This window comes from Azospirillum sp. A23 (assembly GCF_042938965.1).
In the GTDB taxonomy this organism is placed as follows: Bacteria; Pseudomonadota; Alphaproteobacteria; order Azospirillales; family Azospirillaceae; genus Azospirillum; species Azospirillum melinis.
The window spans coordinates 56,389-71,711 of the sequence record NZ_CP170669.1 but is presented as its reverse complement, the minus strand read 5'-3'; the positions used below and the strand labels follow the sequence as shown (position 1 = coordinate 71,711).

The following is a 15,323-nucleotide window of genomic DNA, read 5'->3' as shown; positions in this document are numbered from 1 at the left end:
CGGAAATGGACCCGGCCATGACGCAGCAGACCTCGACCGCGGACGGCGCGCTGGCCGTCGTCATCGGCGGCGGCAACGGCATCGGCGAGGAGACCGCCCGGCTGATGGCGGCGCGCGGCTGGCGGCTGGCGGTCGCCGACCTCGACCCGGATGCCGCGGAGCGGGTGGCCGGCGATCTCGGCGGCGCCGCGCTGGCGCTCGACATCGCCGACGCCGGCGCGGTGGAGCGGGCGGCTGCCGTCATCGAGGCGGCGCATGGTCCGGTCGGCGCGCTGGTGGTCGCCGCCGCCGTCTTCCAGCCGGTGCTGCCGCCGGCCGAGCTGCCGCTGGAGGTGTGGGAGCGCACGGTCCACGTCAACCTGACCGGCACCTATTACGCCAACCGCGCCTTTGGCACCCGCATGGCGCGGCAGGGGCGGGGCAGCATCGTCAACATCGCGTCGATCGCTGCCATCGGTTCGGTGCCGGTCCATGCCTATGCGTCGAGCAAGGCGGGGGTGGTCAGCCTGACGCTGAACCTCGCCGGGGAATGGGGGCGCGCCGGGGTCCGGGTCAACTGCGTCTCGCCCGGCTCGACGCTGGTGCCGCGGGTGGTCGAACGGATCCGGTCGGGCCGCTACGCCGCCGATCCGGCCGAATTCACGGCGCTCGGCCGGATCGTGCAGCCGCGCGAGGTGGCGGAGAGCATCGAGTTCCTGGCCTCCGACCGGGCGTCGGCGATCACCGGCGTCAATCTGGTGGTGGATGCCGGATGGCACGTCGCCGGCAGCTGGGCGCAGTATGGCGGCGTCCGTCCGGCTCCCTCCCCCCTCCAGGCGGCGGGAGGCGCCGCGTGAACCCGCTGTCGCTCTCCTATTACACGGTCCCGGAGCTGTCGCCGACCGACATGGTGACGGTGGCGGCGGACCAGGGCTGCGCCCATGTCGGCCTGCGCCTGCTGGGCGGCCAGCCCGACGGCGATCCGATGCCGCTGCTGGCCGACCCCGTCCTGCGGCGCGAGATGAAGCGGCGCATGGCTGACCGCGGCGTCACGGCGCTCGACGCCAACACCGCCCGCGTCCTGCCCCACACCGACCTCGACGCCTTCCGCCCCTTCCTGGAGGCGGCGGCCGAGCTGGGCGCCCGCCATGTTCTGGCGACCGGCGACGACCCCGACGAGGGGCGGCTGGCGGCAAGGCTGGGGCGGCTGTGCGACGATGCCGCCGGCTTCGGCCTGACCGTGCAGTTCGAGTTCGTGCCCTGGATGAGCGTGCCGAGCGCCGCCGCCGCCGCCCGGCTGATCGGCCGGGTGGGGCGCCCGAACATCGGCCTCGCGCTCGACGCGCTGCATTACGACCGCTCCGGCGGCACGCCGGCCGAGGTGGCGGCGATCCCGCCCGGCCTGTTCGCCTACATGCATCTCTGCGACGCCCCGCGCGATTATGGGACCGACCGCGACGCCCTGCTGCACACCGCGGTGAAGGAGCGGCTGTTTCCCGGCGACGGCGGCATCGACCTGACCGGGCTGCTGCGCGCGCTTCCGCCCGGCCTGCCGCTCGCCCTCGAAATCCCCACCGCCGCCCTGGCGCGGAAGATGGACGCGCCGGCCCGCGTGGCGCGCGCCGTCGCCGCCACCCGCCGCCTGCTGGCGACGCTCTGACCACCGCCCACCCAGGAGGAACCATCATGGCCGCCAGCCCAGAGACCGGCACCGCCATCCGCGCCTGCGCCCAGGCGGCGATCCGGGCGATCGAGACGCACGGACACGACACCCCCCGCCTGACGGAGGCGCTGCGCGAACCGCTGGCCGCGCTCGCCGCCCGGCCCGACCTGTGCACGGCCGGCGTGCCGCGCATCGGCAACCACGTCGCCAATTCCCAGTACCTCTACTATGACGGCGACCTGTCGATCCTGCTGTTCGAGCTGCCCGACGGCCAGCCCATCGCCGTCCACGACCATGGCAACTGGGAGAGCATGGCGATCTACCGGGGGCGGGTGAAGCACACCGTCTATGAGCGGCGCGACGACGGCTCGGTTCCCGGCAAGGCCGACCTGACCATGGTCGAGGACCGCGTGCTGGAGCCGGGCGACAGCGTGGTGATCGCCCCGCCCGCCGACATTCACGGCTTCATGGCGCTGGAGCAGGGAAGCTGGGGCATCACCGTGGTCAGCGGTACCTACAAGCCCGAGCGCAGCTATTTCCAGCCCGAGGCCGGAACCGTCGTCAGCAGGCGCCCGCGCGGCTGACGGGCCGCCGCATCCGGAACAAGGAAGACCACTGCGATGGGTGCAGAGCACGCTGCGACGGGGATCCCGTCAACCTTCAAAACCCGTTTTTCCGGGAGGATCGCATGACCAAGACCGCTCTGGTGACCGGAGCCGGCGGCGGGCTGGGCGCGGCCATCGCGCGCCGTCTGGCCGGCGAGGGATACCGCGTGGCGTTGCTAGACCTCGATCCCGCCGGGCTGGAGGTCGAGGCCGCGCGCATTCCCGGCGCCCTGGCCTTCACCGCCGATGTGACCGACGAGGCGCAGATCGACGCGGTGGTCGCCGCGATGACTGAGGCGTTCGGCGACGGCCCCGACCTGCTGGTCAACAATGCCGGCATCGTCCGCTTCGGCGACCTGCTGGAGCACAGCGTCGCCGATTTCCGCCGCGTGGTGGACGTCAACCTGACCGGCACCTTCATCGTCACCCGTGCCGTCGCGCGGCGGATGGCGGACCGCGGGTCGGGGGCCATCGTCAACATCACCTCGCTGAACGCCGTCGCCCCCAGCCCCGACGCCGGGGCCTATCCGGCGACCAAGGCGGCGGTCGCGCTGCTGACCGAACATCTGGCGCTGGCGCTGGCGCCGCGCGGCGTACGGGTCAACGCCGTCGCCCCCGGCTTCATCGACGCCGGCATGTCGGCGCCGATCTATGCGGATGCGGAGGTGCGCGCGGTGCGCGGCGCCGCCGTCCCCGCCCGGTCGCTCGGCACCGCCGACGATGTCGCCGACGCGGTGCTGTTCCTGGCCTCGGACCGGGCGCGCTACATCCACGGACAGCATCTCATGGTCGACGGCGGCGTGTCCTTCAGCCTGAAGATGCACCTGCCCCGCCGTGCGCCGGCGGTGAAGTCCCCGGCGGACGACCGATGAGCGGGGCGGTCCGCAACCTGATCCTGACCGGCGGCATCGGCCACCCCTTCGCCGACGCCGCTCCGGCTCTGGAGAGGATTCTGGCCGGTGCGGGGATCGTCTCGACCGTCACCGACGACATCGAAGGCGGGCTGGCGGCGTTGGAACAGGGCGGCTTCGACCTGCTCACCGTCTATGCGCTGCGCTGGCGGATGCTGGGCAGCGAGAAATACGCCCCCCACCGTGAGCGCTGGGCCTTCTCGCTGTCGCCCGACGGGCGGCGGAGGCTGTGGAACTTCGTCACCGGCGGGGGCGGGCTGCTGGGCCTGCACACCGCGCTGATCTGCTTCGACGACTGGCCGGACTGGAAGGATCTGCTGGGCGGCGCCTGGGTGTGGGGCCGCTCCGCCCACCCGCCGCGCGGTCCGGTCACTCTGGTCCCCACCGACCTTCCCCATCCCCTGACCGCCGGCCTGCCGCCCTTCACCGTCACCGACGAGGCATACGGCGACTTCGATCTGGCCGGCGATGTCCGGCCGCTGGCGCTTGTGGCGCCGGAAGGGGGACACGCCTGGCCCGCCCTGTGGACGCGCGACGCCGGGCCGGGGCGGGTGGTGGCCGACACGCTGGGCCATGACCGCGCGTCCCTGGAACACCCGGTCCACCGCCAAATACTGACGCGCGCCGCCCTCTGGGCCTGCCGCCGACCGCTTTGAAAACCAACCGACCTGCACGAGGAACCGTCCCGATGACCAGCCTCCATGCGCCAGCCGCCTCTTCCGCCGCTGCTTCCGCCGCCTCGGCCGCGACCATTCCCCTGTTCACGCCGCTCGACGGCATCATCGGGGCGGAAACCGACAGGCTCGACCTGTCCCGGCCGCTCGACGACGCGACGGTCGATGCGGTGCGGACGGCCTTCCGCGACCATCATCTGCTGGTGATCCGCAACCAGTCGCTGGACAAGGAGCGCATGTACCGCTTCGCCGAACTGTTCGGCCCAATCGAGGGCCACATGATCCGGCTGGCCGACGGGTCGAAGTGGGATGCGGTCCACACCATCACCAATCTGGACGCCGCCGGCAACCCGGTGGCCAAGCCCTTCATCAGCTCCAACTATTTCTGGCACACCGACAAGTCCTTCCTGCGCGAGCCGTCGCTGCTGACGATGCTGCAGGCGGTGGAACTGCCGCCGAACGGCGGCGACACCCAGTTCGCCGACATGACCGCCGCCTACGACGCGCTGCCGGAGGCCACGCGCCGGCGGATCGACGGGCTGAAGTCGGTGCAGAGTTTGGAGTTCATGCGCCGCTACACCGGCAGCGCCCCGCCGACCGAGGACGACATCGCCGCCGCTCCGCCCATCGCCCATCCACTGGTCCGCACCCATCCCGAGACCGGGCGCAAGAGCCTCTACATCGGCATGTACAGCTCCCACATCGAAGGCATGCCGGAGGAGGAGGGGCGCACCCTGCTGGAGGAACTGCTGGAGCATGCGACGCAGGACCGCTTCGTCCACATCCACCGCTGGCGGCACGGCGACCTCGTCTTCTGGGACAACCGCTGCCTGCTGCACCGCGCCACCGCCAATTACGAGATGGGCAAGCACCGCCGCGTGCTGATGCGCGTCGTGGTGAAAGGCTCCGTACCGGAATGACGGGTGCGGCATGCCCGGCAGCGGAAACCGGGCATGCCCCGCCTCACGGGATGGTGGCGCCGGGAGCCGTCGTTCGCCCGAGCGCAAGCGCTTCCTCGATCTGGCGGTTCTCCATCGCCGGGGCGATGGCCCGCATGTCCTGCCCGGTCATGCCGAGCCTCGTTCCGATTTGCCGCCACTCGGCGGAAATCGCATTGGCCATGCCGATGGCGATCTTGCGGGCCTCGTCCTCGCTCGTCTGGAAATACGGAGCGGCCTCGATCAGGCGGGCCACGCTGAGTTCATTGCCGTGGATCTCGGAGATGGCGGTTTTCAGGGTGCCCTCCTCCGGAACCGGGTTCACGTCGAACGCCGGAGAGAGGGTCCACTTGCCTCCGGGCGCGGCGAGGAAACCGTGATTCCGCAGATGGTCGTCGGTGTTCCGGATCAGGATGCTGAACATCACCCGCCGGAAGAGTTCGCGCATGTCGGTCTGTGGGGTCGCGCAGTGCGTAAGCATCCGCTGGGCCAGATCCACGTAGTTGCCCGGCTGGGCACCGCGCAGCCCCATGAAGGTCTGTGCCGAGATGAAGGGGACACGGGCGTGCGGCTGACCGGCTGCGCGGCCGGCAATGCGGTCGAAACGCCGGATGATCGCGACGGGGAAGCGCTGACCGGTCGGCAGCACGTCGGCCGTGGACGCCTTGATGCCGACGCGCTTGGCCAGGCGGAGCGCCAGAACCTCGGCACGGGCGACAGCATACTCATCGTCCATCTTCGCCAGCTTCACGATCCACAGAGCACCATGCTCATCGCGGGCGTTCACCTTCGGCCTCGCGCCGCCGAGCGATCCGATGGCGGTCTTGAGCAGACCGCCGTGAAGCATCTTCGCCCGGCTCTCCCGGTAGTGGATGGGGTCCGCCTCGAACGCACGGGACTCGGCCACGATCTGCTCGAGGTCGAAAAGGCGCGGAATGGAGATCTCGCCCGCCTCCCTGGGGGGTGCGAGCGGCTTCCCGGCAGTGCCCGGCTTGTCGAAGTAGCGAAGCGCTCCGGAGCGGAGTTCGTCGTCGGCCTCCAACAGGTAGTCGAGTTCCGAGTCCACGCGGCCGCCCAGCGCCATCCTGATGATGGCACGGCCCCACGAATCCGGGGAACCATCGGCAATCGGACCGGGAAGCGCGGAGGCGTTGCCCGTGCGCGCGTGGTAGAACGGAGCCACCTGGAGCGGCAGGTCGGGCGCGATGGCGAAGGCCCGCGGGTTGTCCAGCCACGAGGCGTGATAGGTGAATGCGGACGTTTCGCGGGTGCCCGTGCTCTCGTGGATGAACTCTCCCACGGGAACGGCATTCGTTCCGAGCCGGACGTCGATCCTTCGTGTCGTCATCTCACCAACCCTCCACCTCTTCGTTGGAGACGATGGGGCCGGTCGTGGCGTCATCGGGCTTCGACCCGTTTTTCTTCGCCCGAGGCTTCGAGACGCGGGTCGGCACGTCCTGGCGGAGCATCATCAAGGCAACGTCATCTTTCGTCTGGTCGAGGAGGTTCGTGAGCAGATCCAGCCGGCCGAGCGCGTTGAGCGCCATCGCGAGTGTGTTGAGCGAGACGCCGGCATCGCCCTTCTCCAGCCGATGCAGGGTCGCTCGGGACACGCCCATCGCCCGCGCGAAATCCTCGGCTGGAATGCGGCGCGACCGGCGTGCGAGAGAGATGTCCCGGCCGAGCTTCGCGATTGCCCGAGCCACCGCCGGATAGACCGGCGATCCTTTGGTCCTGTAGGTTCCGTCTGCGGTTTTCATCGTCTTACACCTGATGCGCAATCCAGAAATTAGGCCTCATGTGCGAGACGTTATGCAGATCGGAGCGAAGCCTCGGGCCGGGCCGGTTTGCGTCTCATAGATAGTACGTTAGATGCCGATTGTGTAGCGTCTGCGATACATTATCCGATATCAGGACGACGCCGTGATGCGGCGTGCCCGGCCTCACCCGTGCGCGGCTGCATGGTGCCCCTCACGTCTGCGATGCCCTGCGCCGGCTGCGCCGGCAGGCGATCTCGCGGCGCGTGACCGTCCATTCCTCCCTCGGGAAGCACCCCGGCAGGGCCTGGCTGAGCCTCGCCAGCAGCCTGGAGCGCCAGCGCGTCCGGCGACCTCGGATCGCCAGCTCAAGCATGGCGGGATCGAAGCCGGCCCATTCACCGGCAGGCTGGAGCAGGTTCGAAAAGCAGACGGGGTGGATTTCCTCGCGAAGGATGGCGTCCATCTCCTCCAGGCTGTAGGGCGAGGCCGAAAGAACCTGCACCCGCCATGCGCGGGACAGCGCAACGTCCGTGTCCAGATACATCGTCGACAACGCTTCCCAGACCGGGCGGCGCTCTTCCAGCTGTGAGTCCGAAAAGCGGATGGCGCTGCTGTTCATGGGGATGACGGCTGGTGACGACCGGGAGTTCCGGCAGCCTAACCCATCCGTCCATCCTGTCGAGGCTGTTCGCCATGCGGCCAGACCTGCGGCCAGACCTGCCGGGAGGTCCAGAATGGTCCAACTTCGTGCCGATGCGACAAGACCATGCCGGCCGCCGTCGCCGATACTAACCCCTTCACCCGAAGAAACCGCAGGAAGCGACAGCCATGTCCGCACCGGCCGTACCCGGCACCTCCCCACTGCCCATCCTGCTGCTGCTGCTGTCGGTGACGACGGGGCTCGTCGATGCCGTCAGCGTGCTCGGCCTGGGCAAGGTCTTCACCGCCAACATGACCGGCAACATCGTCTTTCTCGGCTTCGCCGTCGTCGGTACGCCGGGCTTCCGGGTTCTGCCGGCGGTGGCGGCGCTGCTGTCCTTCCTGACCGGCGCCCTGATCGCCGGCCGGCTCGGCAGGACATTCGCCGGCCGGCCGATGCGGCATTGGCTGCTGACCGCCGCCCTGTTCGAAACGGCCCTGTTCTGGATCGCCGCTGCCGTCGCCGCGGGCTTCGATGTCGGGACGCAGGCTCCGGCGGCCGCCCTCTATGCGATCATCGTCCTGACCGGTTTCGCCATGGGATTCCGCAACGCCACGGTCCGGCAGATGAAGGTTCCCGATCTGACGACGACGGTCCTCACCCTGACCCTGACCGGATTGGCCGCCGATTCCGCCCTTGCCGGCGGGGCGAACACCAATGCGCGACGCCGGATGGCCAGCGTGGCGGCGATCTTCCTCGGTGCCGCGCTCGGCGCCGTCATGGTCATGCAGAGCGGGCTGGTGTTGCCCCTGGTTGTCGTCGGCGCGCTGGTGCTGGCAGGCACCGCGTTCTGCGCGCTTCACCCGGCCTCGACCGCACCGGTTGCGGCCTGATGCCGGTGCGGCGATACCGGGAACAATCCGTCAGAGGTCGGTGAAGCCGTCTTCCTCACGGTCGCCGGCTCCTGACTGCACGAACTGGGCGAGCAGCCAGGAGGCGGCCGGGCCGGGCGGCGTGTCGCGCCGCCAGACGCCGGAGAAGCGATAGGTGCCGCCCGGATGGTCGGGCATGGCGAGCCGCACCAGGGTGCCGGCGACCAGATCGGGCTCGACCATCGGCAGCGGCATGTTGCCCCAGCCGATTCCTTCGCGCAGCAGCGCGTGCTTGGCGCCCAGGTCGGCGAGCCGCCATGTGCGCGGACTCATCACCGAGAAATCCTGTCCCTCGGTGGCACGCGACCGGTCGGTGAGGACCAGCTGCACATGGTCGCGTCCGGCGCCGGGGGCGATCTGCGCCATGCGGCCCAGCGGATGGTCGGGGGCGGCGACCGGCACCATCGGCACCGATCCGGCGGTCGTCCGGTCCAGCCCGTCCATGCCGGCCGCCACCGGGCCGGAAATGCCGAGCACCGCCCGGCGGTCGAGCACCAGGGCGGCGACCGCGCCCAGAGTTTCGACATGCAGGCGCAGCGAAACCGTCGGATGGCTGCGCGCGAAGTCCCGCAGCACCCGGCCCAGACGGTCGGCCGGCAGCATCACGTCGACGGCGAGATCGACCTCCGCTTCCAGCCCCTCGTGCAGGCCCCGCACCTTCGCGCGCAAGCCGTCCATCGCCTGTGCAATCGTCCGGGCTTCGACGAGCAGCGCCCGCCCGGCGGCGGTCAGCGCCGGCTTGCGCGACCCTTCGCGGTCGAACAGGGCCAGGCCGAGCTGGGCTTCGAGGTTGGCGATGCCGTAGCTGACGACGGAGACCGCCCGGTTCAGCCGCCGTCCCGCCCCGGCGAAGCTGCCGGCATCCACCACGGCGAGGAAGATGCTGAGTTGGTCGAAGCTGGGGGTGCCGACGCTGCTCATCGTTCAACTTTCTTGAACATCTTGCGGCGTTTTATAGGGGTAAACCTGAAAGGAGACCAGCGCTATTGTCCTCTCAAGCGAAACACGGCGGCCGATGCGGCAAGGACCCATCGGTCGCACAATCAGGAGACGGACCATGATCGAACTGCGTCCCTTCGAGAGCCTGGGCGGCGAGAACCACGGCTGGCTGGATGCCAAGCACCACTTCTCCTTCGCCAACTACCATGACCGCAAGCGGATGAACTGGGGCAACCTGCGCGTCTGGAACGACGACACCATCGCCCCCCGCACCGGTTTCCCGACGCATCCGCACCGCGACATGGAGATCGTCACCTATGTCCGTGAGGGCGCCATCACCCACCAGGACAATCTGGGCAACAAGGGCCGTACCGAGGCGGGCGACGTCCAGGTGATGTCCGCCGGCACCGGCATCGCGCATTCCGAATACAATCTGGAGGATGTCACCACCCGCATCTTCCAGATCTGGATCATGCCGACGCGCAGCGGCGAGAAGCCGGGCTGGGGCAGCAAGCCCTTCCCCAAGGGCGACCGCAGCGGCCATTTCGTCACCCTGGCGTCGGGCTACTCCGATGACGGCGACGCCCTGCCGATCCGCACCGACGCCCGCGTGCTGGGGGCGACGCTGAAGGCCGGCGAGACGGCGACCTACCCGCTCGGCAAGGACCGCCGCGCGTATCTGGTCCCGGCCAGCGGTGCCGTCGAGATCGACGGGGTGCGGGTGAATGCCCGCGACGGTGCGGCCATCGCCGATCTGGACACCCTGACGGTGACGGCGCTGGAGGACAGCGAAATCGTCATGGTGGATGCGGCCTGACGAGACCGATTTCGTACCGGGGCGATTTCGTGCCGGGGCTTTGCCGCCCCGGTACGGCGTCCTCCGCAAAGACAGGAGTTCGGAGCATGAAGGCCGGCCGGCTGGAAGCGTTCACCGATGGCGTGGTGGCGATCGCCATCACCATCATGGTGCTGGAGTTGAAGGTGCCGGAGGATGGCAGCCTCGCCGCCCTGGCGGAGCGTGTCCCCATCCTGCTGGCCTATGTGCTGTCCTTCATCAATGTCGGGCTCTACTGGAACAACCATCACCATCTGTTGCAAGCCACCACGCGCATCGACGGGCGGGTGCTGTGGGCCAACCTGTTCCTGCTGTTCTGGCTGTCGCTGGTCCCCTTCGTCATCCGCTGGCTCGATGCCAGCGACTTCTCGCCGGTGGCGACGGCATCCTACGGCGTCGTGCTCGGCATGGCGGCCGTCGGCTACAGCCTGACCGAACGCGCGATCATCGCCTGCGGCGGGCGCGAGTCGGTGGTGGCACGGGCGGTCGGGACCGACCTGAAGGGCAAGATCAGCCTGGGGCTGTATGCCCTGGCCATCCCGCTGGCCTTCGTTTTGCAGTGGCTGTCCGTCGCCCTCTACATCCTGGTGATCCTGCTGTGGCTGGTGCCGGACCGGCGGATCGAACGCATCGTGGAGGAGTGACGGAAAATCGGCGCCGACACCGGCAGACACCGATGGGCTGCGGACCGGTGCTGGCTGGCTCCCCCGACCCTGTGCTACAGCATGCCGAAACTGATGGGGACGCCGGCATGCCAACACAGACGGACTGGACGATTCGGCACGCGGTGACGCGGGTTCACGGGTGCGACCTCGCCGTGATCTGGCGGGGGCCGGAGATGTGGGCGTGGGTCGTCACCGTCGCCGGCGAGCAGGTCCGCTCCGGAACCGCGCGCACCATGGCCGGTGCCCAGGATGCCGCGTTGCGTGCCGCGAAAGCCCATGCGGACGACGGCGGCCGCGTCCAGCTCCCGCTGTTCTGACGGCGTCGATCCTGCGCGCGGACGGTCCGGCCGCCCCCCTTCACAAGCCTGCCTTCACAGGGCCGTGGCCTTGGAGCGCCGCTTGCGGACCGGCTTCCCGGACTCCGCATCGTCGTCGGCCAGCGTGGCGTCGGTGTTGCCGTCGCGGCGGTAATGCTCATAGGACTTGTCGATATGCTGCTTCATCAGCTTTTCGGCTTCGTCGGGCTTGCCGCTTTCGATGGCCGCGATGATCGCATCATGCTCGTTGGCCGCGGCATGCATGCGGCCGTCCTTGTAGGTGGCGTGCTGGTGCGAGAAGCGGAGCACGTCCGGTCCCATCAGGGCGATCAGTGAGCGGAGCAGGTTGTTGTTGGTCGCTTCGGCAACCTTGAGATGGAACAGGAGATCCTCTTCCAGCGTGTAGGCGTTGGCCTCGGCCTGCTCGCGCATGCGCTGCTGTGCCTTGCGGATTTCGGCGATCTGGGCGCCATGGGCGCGTTCGGTCGCCAGCCGGGCGGACAATGCCTCCAGCGCGCCGCGCACCTCGATCAGCATCTCCGGGCTGGTGTCGCCGGCGTTCAGGATGTTGCTGATCAGGCCGATCAGCACATGCTCGCTGAGATTTTCCACCACCGTCCCGCTCTGCGGCGATGTGCGGACGATCCCGAAGAACTCCAGGCGGCGCAATGCCTCCCGGACCGTGCCGCGGCTGACGTCGAAACGCTCCGCCAGCACCCGTTCGGCCGGCAGTTTCTGGCCGGCCTTGATGATCCGGCGGGCGATCAGGTCGCTGATCTGCTCGATGATGATGTCGGGCGGACGCCGGATCTTGATCTTCTGAAAGTGGCGGGAGACGTCGAAATCAGGATCATCCATGCCGCTCTCCGATCACCGAACTGGTTCGCTGGTTTACGATCACTCCAGTTGTTTAGGCATCCTTGACGGCCGAGTCAATCGCAGGCCCCCGCCGGGCGTCTCCACCCGGCGGGAGGGAAGATCGGAGGATCAGTAGACGGCCATGATGCCGCCATCGACGAAGATCAGCTGTCCATTGACGAAATCGGATGCCGGCGAGGCGAGGAACACCGCGGTGCCGACCAGATCCGCCGGGTTGCCCCAGCGGCGTGCGGGCGTGCGCTTCTTCACCCAGCCGTCGAACTCCTCGTTCTCGATCAGCGGCTTGTTCATCTCGGTGACGATGTAGCCCGGACCGATGGCGTTGATCTGGACGTTGAACTCCGCCCATTCCGCGGTCATCGATTTGGTGAGCAGGCGGATGCCGCCCTTGGCGGCGGCATAGGGCGCCACGGTGACGCGGGCCTGCTCGCTGGTCAGCGAGCCGATGTTGATGATCTTGCCCGCCCGTCGCGCGACCATGCGGCGGCCGGCCTCGCGCCCGACGAGGAAGGCGCTGGTCAGATTGGTGTCGATGACCTTGCGGAAGTCCGCCACCGGGAAATCGACCAGCGGGCTGCGGATCTGGATGCCGGCGTTGTTGACCAGGATATCGACGGAAATGCCCTGCTCGTCGAATTGGGCGAAAGCCTTCGCCACGGCGTCCTCGTCCGTCACGTCGAAGGCGGATTCATGGACGGTATAGCCCTTGTCGCGCGCCCTGGCGGCGGCATCGGCAAGGGAATTGGGGTTGATGTCGCTGAGGATGATCGCGGCACCGGCCTCGGCCAGCCCTTCGGCGATGGCGTTGCCCAGCCCGCGGGCCGATCCGGTGACAAGGGCGGTCTTCCCGCTCAGATCGAACATGGTGGTCATGATGGTTGAGTCTTCCGGTTAGAGGCTTGTGCGGCGAACGCGCAGATCGGGACGCTCGAAGACGGCCGGCAGCAGTTCGGTGCCGAGCCCCGGCCCTTCCATCGGCAGGACATGGCCGTCGACGATGCGGGGGACCTCGGTGACGAGTTCCGCATACCAGCCGGTGTAGAAGGCCCGCACCGACTCCTGGATCAGCGTGTTCGGGTTCGACAGCGAGGAGTGGACCGCGGCGACATAGGCGACCGGGCCGGTGCAGTCGTGCGGGGCGTAGGGGCGATGGTAGGTGTCGGCGAGCGAGGCGATCTTGCGGCCCTCGGTGAGGCCGCCGGTCCACACCAGATCGGTCATCACCACGCCGATGGCGCCGGATTCCAGCATGTCCTTGTAGGGGAAGCGCGATCCCAGCGTTTCCGAGGCGCAGATCGGCACGCTGGTCGAGGCGGCCAGCTCGGTCAGCGCATTGACCGAGTTCATGCGGATCGGATCCTCGTACCAGGTGGGATCGTAGTCCTCCAGGACGCGGGCGATCTTCTTGACGGTCGGCAGGTTCCACAGGCAGTGGAACTCCACCATGATCTGCATGCGGTCGCCGACCGCCTTGCGGATCTTCTCGAACGGTTCGACCGCGCGCTTCATCTGCTCGGCGGTGATGAAACGGCCGTCGTTGGCGATGGCGGCCGGATCGAACGGCCAGATCTTCATGCCGGTGATGCCCTGTTCCAGCAGGCTTTCCGCCAGCCGGCCGGCATCGCTCATGAAGCCGTTCAGATCCTCGTACGGCCCCTCGCTGGAGCCCAGGTTCCAGGTGTCGACCGGCTTGATCTTGTTGGAGCGCACATAGCCGTAGCCGGCGCAGGTGTTGTAGACCGGCACCCGGTCGTGGCAGAGGCCGCCCAGCATCTGGTGCACCGGCTGGCCGCAGACCTTGCCGAGAATGTCCCACAATGCGAGGTCGATGGCCGATGCGGCGCGGTATTCGGCGCCGGTCGAGGACTGCGCCATCGGCAGATTCACCAGCTCGCGGGCATGGGCCTCGATGCGCAGCGGGTCCTTGCCGAGCAGGCGGGCGGCCAGCACGTCATGGATGTGCGCCTCGACCGAGCCGGCGCCGTAGAAGGTCTCGCCAAGGCCGACGATGCCGGCATCGGTGTGGACGCGGACCCAGACGACGTTGGAGAACTCGTCCGTCCTCAGTGTTTCCAGCTGCGTGATTTTCATGGAGCGCTCGCAAGGGAGGGGTGGGCTTGCGCCGTGCCGCGGCACGGCGCCGCCGGATCAGAAGACGATCTGAACCTTCATGTTGCTGTTGCGGTCATGCGCCGCGGCGAATGCGTCGGCCGCCGCCTCGAACGGGAACTGCGCCGTGGCCAGCGGCGACAGGTCGACGCCGCCGGTGGTCAGGGCGGACACCGCCCAGGCGAATTCCTCGTGGAAGCGGAACGAGGTCTTGAACGTCACTTCCTTCGCGAGCAGCCGGTTCAGCGGGATCGGGGTGAGGCCGGGCGCCAGCATGCCGACCTGGACGACGGCGCCGCCGGGGCGGGTGCTCAGCACGCAGGTCTCCACCGCCCTGGCGCTGCCCGACGCTTCGAAGCAGACGTCGAAGCAGCCGCGGTCGGCCTGCCAGCCGTTGGGGGTTTCGCTGTCGGCAAGGACGTTGACGGTTTCATCGGCGCCGATCCGGGCGGCGATTTCCAGCGGTTTGTCGGACAGGTCGGTGATGGTGATGTGTTCCGCCCCCGCCCGGCGCGCGGCGACGGCGATCAGGCAGCCGATCGGCCCGGCGCCGGTGATCAGCACGCGCCGCCCGAGCAGGCTGCCGGCCTGTGCCACCGCATGGAGGGCGACGGCGAAGGGCTCGGCGAAGACCAGATTGGTGTGCTTCGTGTCGGCCGGCACCGGGAAGCACTGAAAGTCACGCACCACCAGCGTTTCACGGAAGGCGCCCTGGACATGGGGGAAGCGCGAGGCGCTGCCGAAGAAGATCATGTTGGCGCAGAGATTTTCCCGGCCGGCCAGGCAGTGCGGGCAGGTCCGGCACGGCTTGCCGGGGTTGACGGCGACGCGGTCGCCGATTTTGGTCCGGGTGACGTCGGGGCCGACCTCGACGACATCGCCGCTGATCTCGTGGCCCAGGACCATCGGTTCCCGGACGTTGAAATCGCCGACGCGGCCTTCGAAGAAATAATGGAGATCCGAGCCGCAGATGCCGCCGGCGGCGATCCTGACGCGGACCTCTCCCGGCTTCAGGGCCGGTTCGTCGAGCGTTTCAAGGCGAAGGTCCTTTTGTCCATGCAGAACACAGCCGCGCATCTGGTCTCTCCTGAAAGGTAACGGCGCGCCGTCGCGCCTCTTGTCCGTGTGGGATGCGGTCCGATTGTCCGGCCCGCGGGCGCCTCGTGCTTTGCCAAGGTGCCCGGCAGCGGCGGTGGCGCGGATCCGGTAAAATGGACCAATGTGCAAATTGGTCTTCTGGTTCGATGATTATGCTGGTCGCACGCACTTGTCAACACGGCGTGTTCGGACTTGCGGCAGGCGTCGTTGGCATAGGGCAGCGGCGATTGCCGGCGTGCCGGGGGTGTCAGGAAAAATATGACGTTCCATCAACGGGATGGGCATGGGCGTCCAAGCGGAAAACCCCGTCGGGCCGTGGTGCTCGGTCCATGAAGGCCCGGGAAGTCAAGGCGTTGCCCTGCGACCGTCGGTCGCACGT

18 protein-coding genes are annotated in these 15,323 nt (G+C 68.5%); 10 read left to right on the top strand and 8 right to left on the bottom strand.

Going from position 1 to position 15,323, the window contains the following annotated elements:
• The first annotated feature begins 17 nt into the window (after positions 1 to 17).
• The 6 genes from ABNQ40_RS33025 (at position 18) to ABNQ40_RS33000 (ending at position 4,752) form a co-directional block, all read left to right on the top strand.
• On the top strand, positions 18 to 836 hold the full coding sequence (locus tag ABNQ40_RS33025) for an SDR family NAD(P)-dependent oxidoreductase (protein ID WP_109490968.1): 819 nt from the start codon (positions 18 to 20) through the stop codon (positions 834 to 836).
• Positions 833 to 1,639, top strand: coding sequence for a sugar phosphate isomerase/epimerase (locus ABNQ40_RS33020; RefSeq protein WP_158285591.1), 807 nt, complete (start codon positions 833 to 835; stop codon positions 1,637 to 1,639). Before ABNQ40_RS33025 ends, ABNQ40_RS33020 begins: the two co-directional genes overlap by 4 nt.
• A gap of 26 nt (positions 1,640 to 1,665) precedes the next feature.
• Entirely contained in the window at positions 1,666 to 2,226 is a 561-nt protein-coding gene (locus ABNQ40_RS33015; RefSeq protein WP_109050183.1) for a hypothetical protein, read from the top strand.
• 104 nt (positions 2,227 to 2,330) lie between these two features.
• Positions 2,331 to 3,119 (top strand): SDR family NAD(P)-dependent oxidoreductase, encoded by a 789-nt coding sequence (locus ABNQ40_RS33010; RefSeq protein ID WP_109050184.1) that lies wholly within the window; start codon positions 2,331 to 2,333, stop codon positions 3,117 to 3,119.
• Positions 3,116 to 3,814, top strand: coding sequence for a ThuA domain-containing protein (locus ABNQ40_RS33005; RefSeq protein ID WP_109050185.1), 699 nt, complete (start codon positions 3,116 to 3,118; stop codon positions 3,812 to 3,814). The genes ABNQ40_RS33010 and ABNQ40_RS33005 overlap by 4 nt, the downstream gene beginning before the upstream one ends.
• 32 nt (positions 3,815 to 3,846) lie before the next feature.
• On the top strand, positions 3,847 to 4,752 hold the full coding sequence (locus ABNQ40_RS33000) for a TauD/TfdA family dioxygenase (RefSeq protein ID WP_109050186.1): 906 nt from the start codon (positions 3,847 to 3,849) through the stop codon (positions 4,750 to 4,752).
• 43 nt (positions 4,753 to 4,795) lie between these two features.
• On the opposite strand, the gene ABNQ40_RS32995 is transcribed toward ABNQ40_RS33000, so the two are convergent.
• The 3 genes from ABNQ40_RS32995 to ABNQ40_RS32985 all read right to left on the bottom strand — a co-directional run bounded on the left by ABNQ40_RS32995 (position 4,796) and on the right by ABNQ40_RS32985 (position 7,149).
• Positions 4,796 to 6,118 carry a type II toxin-antitoxin system HipA family toxin gene (locus ABNQ40_RS32995; protein WP_158285592.1) on the bottom strand — a complete coding sequence of 441 codons (1,323 nt, stop codon included), beginning with the start codon at positions 6,116 to 6,118 and terminating at the stop codon, positions 4,796 to 4,798.
• A 1-nt stretch (position 6,119) separates the two neighbouring features.
• Positions 6,120 to 6,530 carry a helix-turn-helix domain-containing protein gene (locus ABNQ40_RS32990; RefSeq protein WP_109050188.1) on the bottom strand — a complete coding sequence of 137 codons (411 nt, stop codon included), beginning with the start codon at positions 6,528 to 6,530 and terminating at the stop codon, positions 6,120 to 6,122.
• Between the two features lie 211 nt (positions 6,531 to 6,741).
• Positions 6,742 to 7,149 (bottom strand): hypothetical protein, encoded by a 408-nt coding sequence (locus ABNQ40_RS32985; RefSeq protein WP_109050189.1) that lies wholly within the window; start codon positions 7,147 to 7,149, stop codon positions 6,742 to 6,744.
• 209 nt (positions 7,150 to 7,358) lie between these two features.
• On the opposite strand from ABNQ40_RS32985, the gene ABNQ40_RS32980 reads away from it, so the two are divergent.
• Complete coding sequence (locus ABNQ40_RS32980; RefSeq protein WP_109050190.1) at positions 7,359 to 8,063, top strand: YoaK family protein; 705 nt, start codon at positions 7,359 to 7,361, stop codon at positions 8,061 to 8,063.
• Positions 8,064 to 8,093: 30 nt separating this feature from the next.
• Here ABNQ40_RS32980 and ABNQ40_RS32975 read toward each other — a convergent pair whose 3' ends face one another.
• Positions 8,094 to 9,023 (bottom strand): LysR family transcriptional regulator, encoded by a 930-nt coding sequence (locus tag ABNQ40_RS32975; protein WP_109050191.1) that lies wholly within the window; start codon positions 9,021 to 9,023, stop codon positions 8,094 to 8,096.
• A gap of 136 nt (positions 9,024 to 9,159) precedes the next feature.
• Between ABNQ40_RS32975 and ABNQ40_RS32970 the strand changes: the two genes are divergently transcribed.
• From ABNQ40_RS32970 to ABNQ40_RS32960, 3 genes are all read left to right on the top strand, one after another.
• Entirely contained in the window at positions 9,160 to 9,858 is a 699-nt protein-coding gene (locus tag ABNQ40_RS32970) for a pirin family protein (RefSeq protein WP_109050192.1), read from the top strand.
• 86 nt (positions 9,859 to 9,944) lie between these two features.
• A complete protein-coding gene (locus tag ABNQ40_RS32965) occupies positions 9,945 to 10,520 on the top strand; it encodes a TMEM175 family protein (protein WP_109050193.1) in 576 nt (191 codons plus the stop codon).
• A 107-nt stretch (positions 10,521 to 10,627) separates the two neighbouring features.
• Entirely contained in the window at positions 10,628 to 10,858 is a 231-nt protein-coding gene (locus tag ABNQ40_RS32960) for a hypothetical protein (protein ID WP_109490969.1), read from the top strand.
• A 54-nt stretch (positions 10,859 to 10,912) separates the two neighbouring features.
• On the opposite strand, the gene ABNQ40_RS32955 is transcribed toward ABNQ40_RS32960, so the two are convergent.
• From ABNQ40_RS32955 to ABNQ40_RS32940, 4 genes are all read right to left on the bottom strand, one after another.
• On the bottom strand, positions 10,913 to 11,716 hold the full coding sequence (locus ABNQ40_RS32955; RefSeq protein ID WP_109050194.1) for a FadR/GntR family transcriptional regulator: 804 nt from the start codon (positions 11,714 to 11,716) through the stop codon (positions 10,913 to 10,915).
• A 129-nt stretch (positions 11,717 to 11,845) separates the two neighbouring features.
• Positions 11,846 to 12,610: an SDR family oxidoreductase gene (locus tag ABNQ40_RS32950; RefSeq protein WP_109050195.1), complete on the bottom strand. Its 765-nt coding sequence runs from the start codon at positions 12,608 to 12,610 to the stop codon at positions 11,846 to 11,848.
• 18 nt (positions 12,611 to 12,628) lie between these two features.
• Positions 12,629 to 13,828 carry a mandelate racemase/muconate lactonizing enzyme family protein gene (locus ABNQ40_RS32945; protein ID WP_109050196.1) on the bottom strand — a complete coding sequence of 400 codons (1,200 nt, stop codon included), beginning with the start codon at positions 13,826 to 13,828 and terminating at the stop codon, positions 12,629 to 12,631.
• 57 nt (positions 13,829 to 13,885) lie between these two features.
• Positions 13,886 to 14,923, bottom strand: coding sequence for an L-idonate 5-dehydrogenase (locus ABNQ40_RS32940; RefSeq protein WP_109050197.1), 1,038 nt, complete (start codon positions 14,921 to 14,923; stop codon positions 13,886 to 13,888).
• Positions 14,924 to 15,323 lie beyond the last annotated feature (400 nt).